A 14,533-nucleotide genomic window follows, 5' to 3' on the forward strand; every position below is an offset into this window, starting at 1 on the left:
TGTCAGGCGCCGGCCACCTCGTAGCCGGCTTCCTCGACGGCGGCACGGACGGCGCTCTCGTCGACCGGGGCGTCGCTGGTGACGGTCAGGCCGCCGCTGCTGAGGTCGACGTCGACGCCGGTGACGCCGGGTACCTGGGAGACCTCCTCGGTCACCGCGTTGACGCAGTGGCCGCAGGTCATGCCGACGACGGTGTAGGTGCTGGTGCTCATGATCGGTGCCTCTCGGACGGTTCGGGTGGGTTCAGGCGTGCACGGTCACGATCGGACGAGGCGGGCGATGGCGTCGGAGGCCTCGCGCACCTTGTCCTCGGCCTCGCGACCGCCGGCTGCCGCCGCCTCCACGAGGCAGTGGCTCATGTGCTCCTCGAGCAGGCCCAGCGCGACCGACTGCAGTGCCTTCGTCATCGCCGAGACCTGGGTGAGGATGTCGATGCAGTACTTCTCGTCCTCGACCATGCGCTGCAGCCCGCGGGCCTGACCCTCGATGCGGCGCAGCCGCTTGAGGTAGTCGTCCTTGCGGTGGATGTAACCGTGCTGGTGGTCGGGGGCAGCGTGATCCTGGGTAGTGGCGGGACTGTCGTGCTCGACGGTGTCCATGCCGATCCTCCTGTCCGCCACGCGGCTCGCGGCGCGACAGGAACTATACCCCCCTAGGGTTTATTTGCCCAGTGGGGCCGGTGGTGCTCCCGGCGGGTCCGTGCGCAGCCGGGCGACGTCGGAACGGAGCCGGTCGGCGGTCGTGCGGAGTCGTTCGGCATCCGCACGGGCAGAGGCGAGCTCGTCCTGCAGGCCGACGATGGTCTCGGCCGAGGCGAGGGAGTGGCCGTCGTCGAGGAGGCCGCGCATGCGCGCGGCGAGGTTCAGCTGGTGTCGCGAGTACCGGCGGTGGCCGCCGGGGGAGCGGTGCGGCTCGAGGACGCCGGAGGTGTCCAGGCTGCGGAGGAAGGCCGCCTGCACGCCGAGGAGTTCGGCGGCCTGGCTCATGGTCAGCGCCGGGAAGTCGGGGTCGTCGAGCCGGCTCACCGGGTCGGGCCCCGGGGTGCCGGGCCGGCGTGCGTCGGTGGTCATCGACGTCCCTCCTGTCGGCCGGCGAAGACGCCCGAGGGCCGGGCCCGCGGTCGGGACCCGGCCCCCGGGTGAGGAGTCGATCAGCTCTCGACCGCCTTGCGCTCCTGCGGTGAGGACTCACCGTCGATGGTGCGGCTCTCCACGGCGGCCGGCACGTCCGCCCGGGTCACCGAGATCTTGCGCGCCTTCGCCTTCTCGGCGACCGGGATGCTCAGGGTCAGGACGCCGTCGTGGTAGCTGGCCTCGAGCCGGTCGGTGTCGAGGCTGCGTCCGAGCACCAGCTGGCGGGTGTAGCTGCCGAACGGGCGCTCGGCGATCGCCCACTCGGCGTTCTCGAGCTGCGGCACCGAGCGCTCGGCGCTCACCGTCAGCGTGGTGCCCTCGACCGACAGGTCGATCGAGCCGGGGTCGACGCCGGGCAGGTCGAAGTGGGCGACGAAGTTGTCGCCGACCCGGTAGGCGTCCATCGGCATGCCCGAGAGCGGGCGGGCGGTGCTCGAGCCCGTGCGGCCGGTCAGCTGGTCCAGCGCGCGGAAGGCGGCGGACGTGGCGGCGAACGGGTCGTAGGCGGTCAGCATCATGGCCTCCAACCTCCTGGATGGTTCTGTCGAGTTCACTGCCCCGAGGTATAACCTCTATCGGCGACTGGAGATTACCTCGTCCAATTGCTCCGGTAAACATCCGGCGCGACGGAATTTTTGGCAACGCGGCGCAACGGCTCGGGCGCGTGAAGTCGGTCTGCTCGGGGCAGTGACCGTCCGTGGAGGAGACGACCGGCCCCGCTGCCGCAGAACCCGAGGTGACCCACCACGTCGAGGACGGCGTCGCCCGCCTCTCGCTGGCCGGTGAGCTGACCGATGCCGCTCGGCGCCCCCTGGTCCGGGTGGTCACCGAGCTGCTGCTGGCCCAGCCTGCGCCGAGCCGCGTCGAGCTCGACCTCTCGGCGACGACGTTCATGAACTCGGCCGGCATGGCCGTGCTCGTCCAGCTCCAGCGCCTCGCCGCGCCGCGCGGGATCGAGGTCGTGCTGATCCACCCGACCCCCGCGGTCGTCCGTCCCCTGCAGTTGAGCGGGCTGTGGCACCGCTTCCCGATCGAGGGGGCCGCGACCGGCGGGTCGTAGTCCGCGGTGTCGGCGGTACGGCCGACGCGACACCTCCTAGCCTGACCCGGTGCCGCCCACCCACGACCACAGCCACGGACCGGACCCCGACGCCCCGCCGCCCAGCCCTGAGGCGGTGGCCAGACGCCGGCGCGCGGTCTGGCTCATGCTGCTGCTCCTGGTACCGGTGGGCCTGGCGACGGTCATCGGACTGTTCGCCCTCTGGCCCGACGGCGAGCCCACCCGGGCCGAGCAGGCGGCCGCGGTCGCCCTGCCACCGGGCATCACGTATCCCGACGGACGGGTCGTCTCGGTGGAGAGGTTCGACTGCGGCATCGATCCCTCCGCCGCGCCGCAGACGTGCGCCACTGCGGTGATGGAGGTCCTCGACGGCGAGGGCGCCGGGGACTTCCAGCAGCTGGAGCTCCCGCCGGAGGTGGTCGCGGCCGGCGTCTCCGAGGGGGACACGTTCGTGCTCACCCGCGACGTCGGCGCCGAGGGCGGGCTCGTCTACGGCTTCTACGACTACGAGCGGGACACGCCGATCATCGTCCTGGCCGTCGCCTTCGCCGTCGTCGTCGGACTGGTCGCCCGGCTACGCGGACTGGCGTCCCTGGTCGGGCTGGCGTTCGCCTTCTTCGTCCTGCTGCAGTTCGTGCTGCCGGGATTGCTGGCCGAGAACTCGCCGACGCTGGTCAGCCTGGTCGGATCGGCGGCGATCATGTTCGTCGTCCTCTACCTGGCGCACGGGTTATCCGCCCGGACGACGACGGCCCTGGTCGGCACGCTGTTCGGGCTCACCCTGGTGGCCGTCATGGGCTCGATCGCGGTCTCCGCCGCCCGGCTCACCGGACTGACCAGCGAGGAGACGGTCCAGCTCCAGGGATTCGACCCCACGCTGAACTTCTCCGGGCTGGTGCTCGCCGGCATCGTCGTCGCAGGGCTCGGCGTGCTGAACGACGTGACGATCACGCAGGCGTCGGCGATCTGGCAGCTGCACGAGGTATCGCCGGAGATGACCTGGCGCGAGCTGTACAGCCGTGGGATGGCCGTCGGCCGCGACCACATCGCCTCGACCGTCTACACGATCGTCTTCGCCTACGCGGGCGCCGCCCTGCCGCTGCTGCTGCTGTTCGAGGTCTACACGACGCCGGCCTGGACGCTCATCACCAGCTCCGCGCTGGCCGAGGAGGTCATCCGCACCCTGGTCGGCGCCATCGCGCTGGTGCTCGCCGTCCCGGTCACGACGGCGGCCGGAGCGTTCTTCGCGAAGGCCGCGGACACCGGGGCGGGTACGGCGACCGAGCGCCGGGTGACCGCCCTACGGGCCCGGTTCGCCCGATGAGCGAGGCTGTGCGGGTGAGCAGCCACCTTCTCGACGCCGCGCAGGCCGCCCCCGGGTTCATGCCCGACGACGAGGGCCGTGCCCTGTACGAGGCCGCGCGGACCGTCGCCGTCCCGGGGCCGCTGCTCGAGGTGGGCAGCTGGATGGGCAGGTCCGCGCTGTACCTGGCGGCCGCGGCGCGGGAGTCCGGACGCCAGGTGGTGACCGTCGACCACCACCGCGGGTCCGAGGAGCACCAGCCGGGCTGGGAGTACCACGACCCGTCGCTGGTCGACCCCGCGGTGGGCCGGATCGACACCCTGCCGCACTTCCGCCGGACCATCGCCGACGCCGGCGCCGAGGACGTCGTCGTCGCCGTCGTCACCCGGTCGGAGACCCTGGCGCCGCTGTGGAGCACGCCGCTGGCACTGCTCTTCCTGGACGGCAGCCACACCGAGGAGTCCGCCCGCCGTGACCAGGACGCCTGGGTGGCCAAGCTGGCCGTCGGCGGCACCCTGGCCATCCACGACGTCTTCCCGGATCCGGCCGACGGCGGGCAGGCGCCCTACGGCGTCTACCGGCGGGTGGTGGGGTCCGGCGACTTCGAGGAGCTGCCCGGCACCGGCTCGCTGCGGCTGCTGCGCCGGCTCCGGTGACGCGACGGGTGGGTGAGGAGGACGCATTGGCCGGGGAGCGGGCGGCGGCGCTGGCCCGGATCGAGGCGCTGACCCGCGAGTTCGACGGCGTGGTCGCTGCCTCGAGGGCGTCCAACGCCGACGACGAGCACGACCCGGAGGGTGCGACCATCGCCTTCGAGCGACAGCAGGTCGTGGCGCTGCTGGACCAGGCCCGGAGACGGCTGGCCGACGTCGAGGCGGCGCTGGCCCGCCGGAAGGCCGGGGGCTACGGAATGTGCGAGGGCTGCGCCCGGCCGATCGCGGCCGAGCGGCTGGCCGCCCGCCCTGCCGCGCGGACCTGCATCGACTGCGCCCGCTGACTCACCGCCCCTCGCCGCACCCGTCAGCTGACGTAGCGGCGGGCGGTGGAGCGGCGTTGCGCCTCCTCGAGCGCGGCGAACCGCGCCTCCGCGTGTGGCGGCAGCACCCGTCGCTCGCGCAGCACCCATGGGAGGCCGCGGACGGCCTCGAGCAGACCGCGGGCGGTCACCCGGTCCCGGGGCACGGTGCGCAGGAGGTGGGCCGTCCGGCGCAGTGCGGCGCGCATCGGGCGCCGCAGCCACGTCGTCCACAGGGTGTTGCGGATGCCGTCGCGACGGCGCCGGTGCGGATCGCGGGCGCGACTGGCCTGGTGGTGCACGGTGAGCTGCGGCAGGTAGCACAGCTCCCAGCCGGCCGCGGCGAGGTCGCCGGCCATCAGCTCCTCCTCCCCGCCCAGCCACAGGCGCTCGGAGAAGCCGCCGACCTCCAGGAACGCCTCCCGGCGCAGCACCGATGCGCCGGCGAGGAACGACCCGAGCGCCGGTCCGGGGAGCCAGTCGGGGCCGCGCACGGGAGAGTCCCGCAGTTCGGTCACGATCGGGTCCTCGGTGCCGCCGGGCTCGACGAGGATGCCCGCGGTGACGACGGCGAGCCGCGGGTGGGCGTCGAGCACGTCGGCGGCGACCGTCAGCGACCCGGGTTCCCACCACGTGTCGTCGTCGCAGAAGGCGACGTAGGGGGTGTCCAGCAGGGCGACTCCGACATTGCGGCCCACGGCGCCCAGGTTCTCCGGGCTGGCGACGAGCTCCACCTGCGGGAACCGGGTCCGGACGGCGTCGGCCGTGCCGTCGGTCGAACCGTTGTCCACCACGACGACGCGGGGCTGCTCGGGCAGGACCAGCAGCCGGTCCAGGGCCTGGACCAGCTCGTCCCTCCGCTGGTGGGTGATGACGACGACGGCGACCCGCGGGTCGCCCCCCACCGTGCGGTCGCCGGTCGCACGATCGTCGTGTCCTGCCGTCGTCACTGCTTCCCCCCGGCCAGGGTCCGCAGGTCGGCGCGTACCTGCTCGGGGATCGGGCGGCGCCGGCGGAGGGCGGCCGGCAGGTCCGGAAGGGCGCGCAGGAGCCCTTCGACGCCGGGCCGGCCGGACCGGACCGCGGTTCCGACGACACCCGCGACGTCCGGGACCTGGTGCCGCATGACGGCCGTGAGCACGCGGCTGCGCCAGATCCCCGCCCGCCGCCGTCCCGGGTCGTCCCGTCGGGTCGACGGGTGGTGGTGCACGGTGACGGAGTCGACGTAGGCGAGCCCCCAGCCGGCCGCCGCCAGGTCGAGCGCCAGGCGCTCCTCCTCGCCGGGGAACCGGACCACGGGATCGAAGCCGCCGACGGACTCGAACGCCTCGCTCCGCACGAGGGCCCCGCAGGCGATGAAGCCCAGCAGCGACGGGCCGGGCAGGTCGGCCGCCGTGCCCAGCGGGCTGTCGGCCATCTCCGCGCACACCGGGTCGAGACGCTCCTCCGGGCCGACCAGGATGCGGGCGTTCAGCACCGCGAGCCGGGGGTGGGCGCGCATGACCTCGACCGCGCGCGCCAGGTCGCCCGGCGCCCACCACGAGTCGTCGTCGGCGAACGCCACGAACCGGGTAGCCGCCCGGGCCACACCCAGCGTCCGGCCGTGGGCCCCCTCGTTGGTGGGCAGCGCCAGTACGTCGACGTCGGGGTGCGCGGCCCGCACGGCATCGACGGTGCCATCGGTGGAGGCGTTGTCCACGAGGAGGACCGGGGCCTCGTGACGCGGGAGGGTGGCGAGCAGGTCGGTGCGCCGGTTCCGGCTGGCGACGACCACGGTCAGGTCGGGGGCGAGAGTCACGGAAGTGCCGTGCCCGCTCCTTCCGTCAGCGAACCGGCCGACGGCACACCGCCGTCCGGCATGCCGGGGGCGGGCAGGGCCGCCGGGTCGATGAACAGGCCGGAGGCGGGCGTCGTACCGGACAGGGCGTCGGCGGCCAGGACGACGGCGGCGGCCGTCCAGGTGGTCCGCTCCACCGGCCAGCGCGCGTCGTCGGCGAAGACGTAGCCGGTCCAGTAGGAGCCGTCGTCGTGCCGCAGGTGCTGCATGGCGGCGACCTGCTCGGTCGCGGCGTCCGGCTGGTCGGCCGCGGCGAGGGCGAGGGCGAGCTCGCACGTCTCGGCACCGGTGACCCACGGGCGGTCCGACACGCACCGGGCGCCCAGTCCGGGGACGACGAAGCGGTCCCAGTCCGCGGCCAGCCGGTCCCGGGCCGCCGCCCCGGCGACCGCGCCGCCCAGGACCGGGTAGTACCAGTCCATCGAGTAGCGCGACCGGTCGGCGAAGGCGTCGGGACGGGTCCGCAGCGCCGTCCCCAGATCGGCCACGGCGACCTCCCAGTCCGGCTGGACCTCGCCGAGCAGGCCGGCGAGCGCGATGCCGCAGCGCAGCGCCTGGAAGAGGCTGGCGTTCCCGGTCAGCAGCGCCGTGTCGTCGACCGTCCCGTCCGGTCGCAGCGCCCAGCCGATGGCCCCACCGGGCAGCTGCATGCGCGTCACCAGGTCCAGCCCGCGGCGCACCGCCGGCCACAGCGCGGTGACCAGTTGCTCGTCGCCGGTCAGGAGCCAGCTGTGCCAGGCGCCGACGGCCAGGTAGCCGGCGTGGTTGCTCTCCGCAGCCGGCGCCGTCTCGCCGCCGTCGCGGTACTCGGCGGCCCAGGAGCCGTCCGGCCGCTGGCGTGCGGCCAGCCACCGGTAGGCGGCCACGGCCCGGTCGTGGGCGCCACCGATGTCGAGCGCCATGGCCGCCTCGACGGAGTCCCAGGGGTCGAGCTGCTCGCCCCGGGACCACGGCAGCGCGCCGTCCGGGTCCTGTTGGCCGGCGATCCACGAGACCGTGGCGCGCACCTGCTCCGCGGTCAGGACACCGGGCAGCTCCGGCAGCGTCCCCCGGTCAGCGCGCGGCAGCGGTCTGCTCCCGCGTCGCGTGGACCGCGCCGCCGGCACCGGCCCCGCGCAGGCCGACCGCCGTCCCGGGCTTGTCGGCGTACACGATCAGGCTCTTGCCGAGGAGCGGGTCCAGGATCCGCTCGGCGGTCCTCGTCAGCCGCGGCCGCTTCGTGAGGTCCCAGACCAGCAGCCGGTGGTAGGCCCGGACGACCGCGGAGTCCCGCTCTACCCCCACCGCGCACTTGAGCCACCAGTAGGGCGCGTGCAGGGAGTGCGCGTGGTGCGTGGCGCCGGGCACCAGACCCACCGACGCGAGCCGCGTGCGGACCACCGGCTGCGTGTAGATCCGGATGTGCCCGCCCTCGTTGGCGTGGTACTCGTCCGACAGGGCCCAGCAGATCCGCTCGGGCCCGTAGCGCGGCACGGTGACCGCCACCCGCCCACCGGGCTTGAGCACGCGGAAGATCTCGGCCATCGCGGCGACGTCGTCGTGGATGTGCTCGAGCACCTCCGACGCCATGACGCGGTCGACGCTGGCGTCGGGGAAGGGCAGGTGCAGGAGGTCACCGCGCACGACCTCGTAGCGGGCGGCCGTACCGTCGCCCGCCCGCCCGGCCTCGCCGGCCTCGGCGATGGCGCCCAGCCAGCGCTTCGTCGTCTCGACCTCGGACACGCCCCAGTCGACGGCGATCACGTCCGCGCCCCGGCGGTAGGCCTCGAAGGCGTGCCGGCCCTCGCCGCAGCCCAGGTCGAGGACGGTCATCCCCGGCCGCAGGTCCAGGCGGTCGTAGTCGACGGTCAGCAAGTGATCCCCTTGCGGTCGAGGGTCTCGGCGTACCAGTCGGCGGTGCGCTGCGCCGTCGACCGCCAGGTGAACATGTCCAGGACCCGCCGGCGGCCGGCCCGGCCCAGCTGCTCGGCCAGCGACGGCGAGTCCAGCACCAGCGCGAGCGCGGCGGTCAGCTCGCCGACGTCGCCGGCCCGCACGCGCAGACCCGCCCTGGTGCCGACGACCTCGGGGAGCGCCCCGGCGTCGGTCGTGACCAGCGGCGTGGCGCAGGCCATCGCCTCGATGGCCGGCAGCGAGAAGCCCTCGTAGAGGGAGGGGATGGCCACGACCGTCGTCCGCTGCAACAGCTCCACGAGCTCGGTCTCCGGCACGGGACCGGTGAACCGCACGGCGTCCCGGAGCCCGAGGCGGTCCAGCGCGGCCTCGGCCGGGCCGCCCGCCCGCGCGGTGCCGACGACGGTCAGCCGCACCGGCCGCTCCGTGCGCAGCTTGGCCAGCGACTCCAGGAGGTGCACCAGGCCCTTGAGGGCGACGTCGGCGCTGGTGATGACGAGGATGGAGTCGGGGTCGCGCGGCTGCCCCGCGGGCGGCGGCCGGAACTCCTCGGGGTCGATCCCGACCGGGATGACCGCGATCCCCGAGGCCGGCAGCCCCATGTGGGTGGCGATGTCGCGCCGGGAGTTCTCCGACACGGTGGTGACGGCGTCCAGCCGGCGGGCCACCTGGGCCTGCATGCCGGTGAACCCGTACCAGCGCCGCAGCGTGAGCTTGCGGCGCAGCGACGGCGCGGCGGCGAGCTCGAGCTGCCGGTCGATGGCGATCGGGTGGTGGACGGTCGCGACCGTCGGGATCCCGGCCCTGGTGAGCCGCAGCAGGCCCCACCCGAGCGACTGGTTGTCGTGGACGATGTCGAACTCCCCGGCTCGGGGCAGCAGGTGCCGGGCCGCCCGCAGGCTGAAGGTCATCGGCTCGGGAAAGCCCGCCGTGCACATCGCCGACCACTCGGCGACGTCGATCCAGTCGCGGAACTCCGAGGGCCGGGGCGTGCGGAACGGGTCGGGCTCGCGGTAGAGATCCAGGCTGGGCAACGGGGTCAGCGGGACACCCGTGTCCAGCTCCGGGTAGGGCTGGCCGCTGAAGACTTCGACCCGGTGGCCCAGCTCGGTGAGCTCCCGGGAGAGCGCCCGGACGTAGATGCCCTGGCCGCCGCTGTGCGGCTTGCTCCGGTAGGACAGCAGTGCGATGCGCAACGACCGTCCCATGCGACGGACTCTAACGAGCCGCGCCGGGGCTCCGGCTACCAGCCGGTAACCCGCCCCTGCCGGGCCACTCGGCCTGCCGGCGGCCGACGGGTCGTGGGCCACCCGGACAGCGGTTAGCTTCGGTGGATGCGCAGCTCAACCCCCCGCAGCAGGAGCGCCCTCGCGCTGGTGGCCTCCGTCGCGCTCGTCGCCGCCTGCGGCGGCGGGGACACCGAGCAGGAGGACGCCGCCTCGACGCAGGCCGTCTCCTCCAGCGCCGAGCAGACCCCGGCGCCCGATCTCGCCTCCGGTCTGCTGCCGGCCGACGCGTTCGGGCCGGATGCCTCGGTCGTGGCGGTCGCGCCGGAGCAGCTGGAGCAGGGCGCGGGCCTGGCGGCGGCGAGCGCGGAGGACGTTCAGATCCAGCCGGAGGCGTGCGCGGCCGCGGTGGAAGGCACCCAGCCGCAGTTCGACCACTTCGACGACATCGCGGCGCAGAGCGCCACCACAGGATCGGCCACCACCGTCGAGGTGCTGGTGCGGGGCGGCCCCACGAAGGGCACGGTCAGCCAACTGGAGGCCGCCGCCGACCGCTGCCCGCAGGCCATGATCACCGCGCCGCAGTTCGGGCAGGCGGCGATCACCTTCGAGGCGCTTCCCGTCGACGAGCTCGGGGACGCCGCGGCGCTGCTCCGCTACACGACGACCGTGACCCTGCCCGACGGCACGCAGGCGACGATCCCCGCGCTCGTCGGCGCCGTGCAGGACGGCGACCGGCTGCTCGTCCTGATGCACCTGGACGCCTCGGCCCTGGTCGCCGGGGCGCCGCCCGGCGCACCTGCCGATCCGGCGGCGTTCGCCGACCTGCTGGAGCAGGCGTACGAGACACAGGCCGACGCGCTCGACTGATCGGCGTTCGTGCTGCGCCGCCGTCCACAACCGGCGGGCGCGTCCACAGATCATCCGGACGGGTCCTGACCGACCGTGTCCGCGGTCAGGGTTCCGGCATGGACGCACGCACCGGCCGGCCCGCCCACCCCGATCCCGGACGCATCGACGTCCGGCTCTCCGACCTCGGCGAGCTCGCGGCCTCGATCCCGCACCTGCTCGGGTTCGTGCCGCACGAGTCGGTGGTGCTGGTCAGCCTCACCGGTCCGAGCGGGAGCCGCGTCGGACTGACGATGCGCGCCGACATCCCGCCCCCCGAGTACGGCCGTGCACTGGCGGCCGACCTGGCGCAGAAGGTGCTGACCGACCGGCCGCGCGGGGTGATCGTCGCCGTCTGCTCCGAGGCCCCGGACCCGGGCGACGGCACGCTCCCGCACCAGCAGGTGGTGGGGGACGTGCTGGTCGCCCTGGCCGCGCACGCCGTCCCGGTGCCCGACGTCCTCCTGGTCCGTGCGGGGCGGTGGTGGTCCTACGACTGCCCCGATCCCTGCTGCGCGCCCGGCGGGGGCACCCCGCTACCCGCCGGCGTGACGGAGCTGGAGGTCGCCGCCGTCGCCACCGGTGTGGTCGTGGAGCCCGACCGCAGCGCGCTCGCGGCCCGGATCGGGCCGCCCGGCGCGCTCGACCGCAGCGCGATGGCGGCGGCATGCGCACAGGCCGCCGGGGAGTGCGCCGACGCGATCATCGAGCGCGGCTGGGACGCGGTGGCCGAGGAGTCCTGGACGGCGGTCCTCGACGCGCTGGCCCGGTCCCGTCCCGGAGCGCCCACCGCCGCGGCGCGGCTGACCGACCGTGAGGTCGCCCGGCTGCTGTGGGGTCTGCGCGACGGCGATGTCCGCGACCGGGCCCTCGGCCTGGCGCTCGGGGCGGACGCCCCCGCCGCGGAGCAGCTGTGGACCGAGTGCACACGGCGGGCGCCGGCTCCGCTGGACGCCGCGCCCGCGACGCTGCTCGCGGTCAGCAGCTGGCTGCGCGGTGACGGCGCGATGGCCGACATCGCCCTCACCCGCGCCCTCGCCGGTGCACCGGACTACGCGCTCGCGCGCCTGCTGGCCCAGGCGCTCGCGGCCTGCATGCGCCCGGCGGAGCTCCGGGACCTCATCCGGCGGACCGCATCCGACCGGGTGGGATGACGCCGTGCCGAGGTCAGAGCAGCTCGGGTCGCTCCCACTCCTCGCCCAGCACGTGCTCGGCGAGGAAGGCCAGCACCGTCGAATACCAGATCTGGCTGTTCCCCGGGGTGAGCACCCAGTGGTTCTCGTCGGGGAAGTACAGGAACCTCGACGGGACGCCGCGCTTCTGCAGGTCGTACCAGAGGCGCAGCGCCTCGCTGATGGGCACGCGGTAGTCCTTGTCGCCGTGGACGACGAGCATGGGCGTCCGGATGGCGTCGGCGTACCGGTGCGGAGAGTTCTGCTCGTAGCGCTTCGGGTCGCGCAGCGGGTCGCCCCACTCCTTCTCCCAGTAGTACGCCGCATCCGTCGTGCCGGTGAAGGAGTCGAGGTCCCAGAGGCTGGCATGGGTCACGATCGCGCGGAACCGGTCGGTCTGCGTCGCGATCCAGTTGGCCATGTAACCGCCGAAGGAGCCGCCCATCGCGGCGGTGCGGGAGGCGTCGATGTCCGGCCGCTGGACCGCTGCGTCGACGACGGTCATCAGGTCGGTGTACGGCGCGCCGCCCCACTCGCCCCAGCCGCGGCGCACGAAGTCCTGGCCGAAGCCCTGCGAGAGGGCGGGGTTGGGCAGCAGGACCGCGTAGCCCCGCGCCGCCAGCACCCACGGACACCACCGCCACGACCAGGAGTTCCAGCTCATCAGCGGGCCGCCGTGGATCCACAGGACCAACGGCGCGGGCTGCTCCGCCGAGGCGCCCTCGGGAAGGACCAGCCACGACTGGATCCGGGCTCCGTCCGCCGCGGTGGCCACCACCTCGTGCAGGGTTCCGGGCAGGCCGTCCAGCGTGCCGGGGCCGGGCAGCGCCGGCGGCTCCTGTCGCGGCGTCTCCGGCTCGAGCCGGACCGGCACCGGCGGGGAGTCGTAGGCCGATCGCAGCGCGTAGAGGGCGCTGCCGTCCCGGGCCACCTGCAGGTCGCTGTAGGCGCCGTCGCCGGTGAGGCGGACCGGTGTCCCGCCGTCCACCGGGACGCGGAAGAGCGCGTGCCGGCCGTCGTCGTCGGCGAGGAAGAACACCGCCGAGCCATCGGCGCTGAACTGCGGGGCGCTGGGCCACCGGTCGAAGCCAGGGGTCAGCTCGCGGGTGGTCCCGTCGGAGACGTCGACGAGCAGCACCGTGTAGTCCGGAGGCTCGGCGTAGGTCGACAGCGCCTCCCGCACGCAGACCAGGGCGGTGCCGTCGGGGGAGAAGCGGGGCGCGTAGACGTCGGCCAGCGGGTCGTCGACGAGCGGCCTCGTGTGCCCGTCGGCCGTCGTGGTGACCACCACCCGGGTGCGGCGGCCCGCCGGGCCATGGGGCACGTCCTCCGCGCGGGCGAGCAGCCGGCCGTCGGGGGAGAGGGTGAACTGGTCGCCGGCGCCGTTCGGCGGCGCGGCGTCCGGGGTCAGGTCGCGCAGGTCGGCGGGGCCGGCACCTGGCTCGTCGGCAGGCAGCGGGCCGACCCAGAACAGGTGCGCCGACGCCGGTCCGAGGTCGTGGTCCCAGTAGCGCACCGGATAGGCCTCGTGCAGCACCGCCGTCACCCCGGCGTCCGCGCGCTTCTTCCGGCGCTCGGTGTCCGCATCGGTCGCCGAGCCGCTGGGCATCGTCGCCGCCGAGACGACGACGTCGCCGGTCCCGGCCGCGACCCTCACCCCGGAGATGCCGCCCGGCCGGGAGAGGACGAGGCGCGCCTCGCCGCCCTCGCCGGGAAGGGACCACAAGGCGGGGACGGGATCGCCGTCGTCGGCCGTGTCCGGGTCGGGGCGCGCGGACGTGAACAGCAGCGACCCGTCGGGCGCCCACGTCGGCGACGACTCACCCGGGGCGCTGCGGGTCAGCCGGCGGGCCGGCCGGCGGCCCGCCGGGTCGACCTCCCAGAGCGCCGACTGCCACTTCTTCTCCTGCGGGTCCAGCGTCTGCACGGAGACGGCGAGCCGCGTGCCGTCCGCCGACAGCGCCAGCCCGCCGATCCGGGGCAGGGCCACGAACCGGGCGAGGTCCTCGAACGGGCCGGCCGGCCTCTCGCCGGTGGAGTGGCCGGAGGCAGGGGCGGTCGGGCTCACCGAGGCCTTCTCTCGAGGTCGCGGGCGGATCGGGCGCGGTGCGGCCCCACAGTAGTGAGCCCCGGCGACGTCCCCGATCGGCGTGGCCCGCTCAGGCCGACGGCGGGAGCGCCGACCAGCCCCTCAGGAAGGTCTCGGCGTCCAGGCGCTCCACCTCGTCGTTCCGGCCGTCGTCGCCGGTGCTCCCGCTGCCGCTCAGAGCAGCGGCGCGGCTTCCAGCGGGGAGAGCCTGTCGTCCACGGCGCTGACGAAGAGGTGCTGCGCGACGCCGACGGGGAGGACCTGGTCGTCCAGGGCGACCGATCCCTCCACCAGGCGCGCGGTCATGGTGACGCCCGGGCGGACTCCCACCTCGGCCAGCTGGCGCAGCAGGTCGGTGTTCTCCTGCAACTGCTCGCTGATCCGGCGGACCACCACCGGCCGGCCCTCCGCCGTGGCCGTCGTGCTCAGCAGCGTGAGCGAGTCGAGGACCGCTGCGGTCTCGCCGCCGAGCGGCTCCTCGCCGCGGAGCGCGTCGAGGCCGGGGATCGGGTTGCCGAAGGGCGAGACCGACGGGTTGCCGAGCAGGGTCAGCAGCTTGCGCTCCACCGCCTCGCTCATGACGTGCTCCCAGCGGCAGGCCTCCTCGTGGACGTCGGCGTAGTCCAGCCCGATGACGTCCACGAGCAGGCACTCGGCCAGCCGGTGCTTGCGCATGACCGCCGTCGCGAGCTGGCGCCCCTCGTCGGAGAGCTGCAGGTGCCGGTCGCCCTCGACGCTCAGCAGGCCGTCGCGCTCCATCCGGGCCACCGTCTGGCTCACCGTCGGGCCGCTCTGGTGGAGCCGCTCCGCGATGCGCGCGCGCAGCGGGACGATTCCCTCTTCCTCCAGCTCGAAGATCGTCCGGAGGTACATCTCGGTCGTGTCGATGAGGTCGTTCACAGGTACTCCTCCGTGTC

General features: G+C 74.5%; 17 protein-coding genes. 6 read left to right on the top strand and 11 right to left on the bottom strand.

The genetic code is table 11. The features are described 5' to 3' along the window. Positions 1-2 precede the first annotated feature (2 nt). The 4 genes from FHU33_RS08180 to FHU33_RS08195 all read right to left on the bottom strand — a co-directional run bounded on the left by FHU33_RS08180 (position 3) and on the right by FHU33_RS08195 (position 1,651). Complete coding sequence (locus FHU33_RS08180; protein WP_142024894.1) at positions 3-212, bottom strand: heavy-metal-associated domain-containing protein; 210 nt, start codon at positions 210-212, stop codon at positions 3-5. Positions 213-257: 45 nt separating this feature from the next. Next, positions 258-599, bottom strand: a complete 342-nt coding sequence (locus FHU33_RS08185; RefSeq protein ID WP_142024895.1) for a metal-sensitive transcriptional regulator — start codon at positions 597-599, stop codon at positions 258-260. Between the two features lie 60 nt (positions 600-659). Then, the gene (locus FHU33_RS08190; RefSeq protein WP_142024896.1) at positions 660-1,070 is read right to left on the bottom strand and encodes a MerR family transcriptional regulator; all 411 of its coding nucleotides are present in this window, start codon (positions 1,068-1,070) and stop codon (positions 660-662) included. 80 nt (positions 1,071-1,150) lie between these two features. Beyond that, positions 1,151-1,651, bottom strand: a complete 501-nt coding sequence (locus FHU33_RS08195) for an Hsp20/alpha crystallin family protein (protein WP_142024897.1) — start codon at positions 1,649-1,651, stop codon at positions 1,151-1,153. Positions 1,652-1,830: 179 nt separating this feature from the next. Here FHU33_RS08195 and FHU33_RS08200 point away from each other — a divergent pair, with 179 nt between their 5' ends. Genes FHU33_RS08200 through FHU33_RS08215 form a run of 4 tightly spaced genes read left to right on the top strand, consistent with a single transcriptional unit; the run spans position 1,831 to position 4,493 of the window. After that, entirely contained in the window at positions 1,831-2,193 is a 363-nt protein-coding gene (locus FHU33_RS08200) for an STAS domain-containing protein (RefSeq protein ID WP_142024898.1), read from the top strand. Positions 2,194-2,242: 49 nt separating this feature from the next. After that, positions 2,243-3,517, top strand: coding sequence for a YibE/F family protein (locus FHU33_RS08205; protein WP_142024899.1), 1,275 nt, complete (start codon positions 2,243-2,245; stop codon positions 3,515-3,517). Positions 3,518-3,531: 14 nt separating this feature from the next. After that, complete coding sequence (locus FHU33_RS08210; RefSeq protein WP_211355043.1) at positions 3,532-4,152, top strand: class I SAM-dependent methyltransferase; 621 nt, start codon at positions 3,532-3,534, stop codon at positions 4,150-4,152. Continuing rightward, positions 4,149-4,493, top strand: coding sequence for a TraR/DksA family transcriptional regulator (locus FHU33_RS08215; protein WP_246063403.1), 345 nt, complete (start codon positions 4,149-4,151; stop codon positions 4,491-4,493). The genes FHU33_RS08210 and FHU33_RS08215 overlap by 4 nt, the downstream gene beginning before the upstream one ends. Before the next feature lie 23 nt (positions 4,494-4,516). Here the strand turns inward: FHU33_RS08215 and FHU33_RS08220 are convergent, their stop codons facing one another. Genes FHU33_RS08220 through FHU33_RS08240 form a run of 5 tightly spaced genes read right to left on the bottom strand, consistent with a single transcriptional unit; the run spans position 4,517 to position 9,449 of the window. After that, positions 4,517-5,461, bottom strand: a complete 945-nt coding sequence (locus FHU33_RS08220; protein WP_142024901.1) for a glycosyltransferase family 2 protein — start codon at positions 5,459-5,461, stop codon at positions 4,517-4,519. Continuing rightward, positions 5,458-6,309, bottom strand: coding sequence for a glycosyltransferase family 2 protein (locus FHU33_RS08225; protein WP_142024902.1), 852 nt, complete (start codon positions 6,307-6,309; stop codon positions 5,458-5,460). Before FHU33_RS08225 ends, FHU33_RS08220 begins: the two co-directional genes overlap by 4 nt. Beyond that, positions 6,306-7,355: a prenyltransferase/squalene oxidase repeat-containing protein gene (locus FHU33_RS08230; RefSeq protein WP_246063404.1), complete on the bottom strand. Its 1,050-nt coding sequence runs from the start codon at positions 7,353-7,355 to the stop codon at positions 6,306-6,308. The genes FHU33_RS08225 and FHU33_RS08230 overlap by 4 nt, the downstream gene beginning before the upstream one ends. A gap of 46 nt (positions 7,356-7,401) precedes the next feature. Beyond that, complete coding sequence (locus FHU33_RS08235; RefSeq protein WP_142024903.1) at positions 7,402-8,202, bottom strand: class I SAM-dependent methyltransferase; 801 nt, start codon at positions 8,200-8,202, stop codon at positions 7,402-7,404. After that, a complete protein-coding gene (locus tag FHU33_RS08240; RefSeq protein WP_142024904.1) occupies positions 8,196-9,449 on the bottom strand; it encodes a glycosyltransferase family 4 protein in 1,254 nt (417 codons plus the stop codon). The genes FHU33_RS08235 and FHU33_RS08240 overlap by 7 nt, the downstream gene beginning before the upstream one ends. A 126-nt stretch (positions 9,450-9,575) precedes the next feature. On the opposite strand from FHU33_RS08240, the gene FHU33_RS08245 reads away from it, so the two are divergent. Together FHU33_RS08245 and FHU33_RS08250 are read left to right on the top strand one after the other, a co-directional pair. Then, entirely contained in the window at positions 9,576-10,337 is a 762-nt protein-coding gene (locus FHU33_RS08245; RefSeq protein ID WP_142024905.1) for a hypothetical protein, read from the top strand. A gap of 98 nt (positions 10,338-10,435) precedes the next feature. Continuing rightward, a complete protein-coding gene (locus tag FHU33_RS08250; protein WP_142024906.1) occupies positions 10,436-11,509 on the top strand; it encodes a DUF4192 domain-containing protein in 1,074 nt (357 codons plus the stop codon). 13 nt (positions 11,510-11,522) lie between these two features. On the opposite strand, the gene FHU33_RS08255 is transcribed toward FHU33_RS08250, so the two are convergent. Together FHU33_RS08255 and FHU33_RS08260 are read right to left on the bottom strand one after the other, a co-directional pair. Then, positions 11,523-13,595, bottom strand: a complete 2,073-nt coding sequence (locus FHU33_RS08255; protein ID WP_142024907.1) for a S9 family peptidase — start codon at positions 13,593-13,595, stop codon at positions 11,523-11,525. A 195-nt stretch (positions 13,596-13,790) separates the two neighbouring features. Beyond that, entirely contained in the window at positions 13,791-14,516 is a 726-nt protein-coding gene (locus FHU33_RS08260; protein WP_142024908.1) for an iron-dependent transcriptional repressor DtxR, read from the bottom strand. Positions 14,517-14,533 lie beyond the last annotated feature (17 nt).

Source organism: Blastococcus colisei, from assembly GCF_006717095.1.
In the GTDB taxonomy this organism is placed as follows: Bacteria; Actinomycetota; Actinomycetes; order Mycobacteriales; family Geodermatophilaceae; genus Blastococcus_B; species Blastococcus_B colisei.

Bases quoted from the DNA above. Each gene is read 5' to 3' on its own strand.
- FHU33_RS08185 (WP_142024895.1), bottom strand. From the start codon at position 599: ATGGACACCGTCGAGCACGACAGTCCCGCCACTACCCAGGATCACGCT.
- FHU33_RS08195 (WP_142024897.1), bottom strand. From the start codon at position 1,651: ATGATGCTGACCGCCTACGACCCGTTCGCCGCCACGTCCGCCGCCTTC.
- FHU33_RS08250 (WP_142024906.1), top strand. From the start codon at position 10,436: ATGGACGCACGCACCGGCCGGCCCGCCCACCCCGATCCCGGACGCATC.
- FHU33_RS08245 (WP_142024905.1), top strand. From the start codon at position 9,576: ATGCGCAGCTCAACCCCCCGCAGCAGGAGCGCCCTCGCGCTGGTGGCC.
- FHU33_RS08180 (WP_142024894.1), bottom strand. From the start codon at position 212: ATGAGCACCAGCACCTACACCGTCGTCGGCATGACCTGCGGCCACTGC.
- FHU33_RS08240 (WP_142024904.1), bottom strand. From the start codon at position 9,449: ATGGGACGGTCGTTGCGCATCGCACTGCTGTCCTACCGGAGCAAGCCG.
- FHU33_RS08190 (WP_142024896.1), bottom strand. From the start codon at position 1,070: ATGACCACCGACGCACGCCGGCCCGGCACCCCGGGGCCCGACCCGGTG.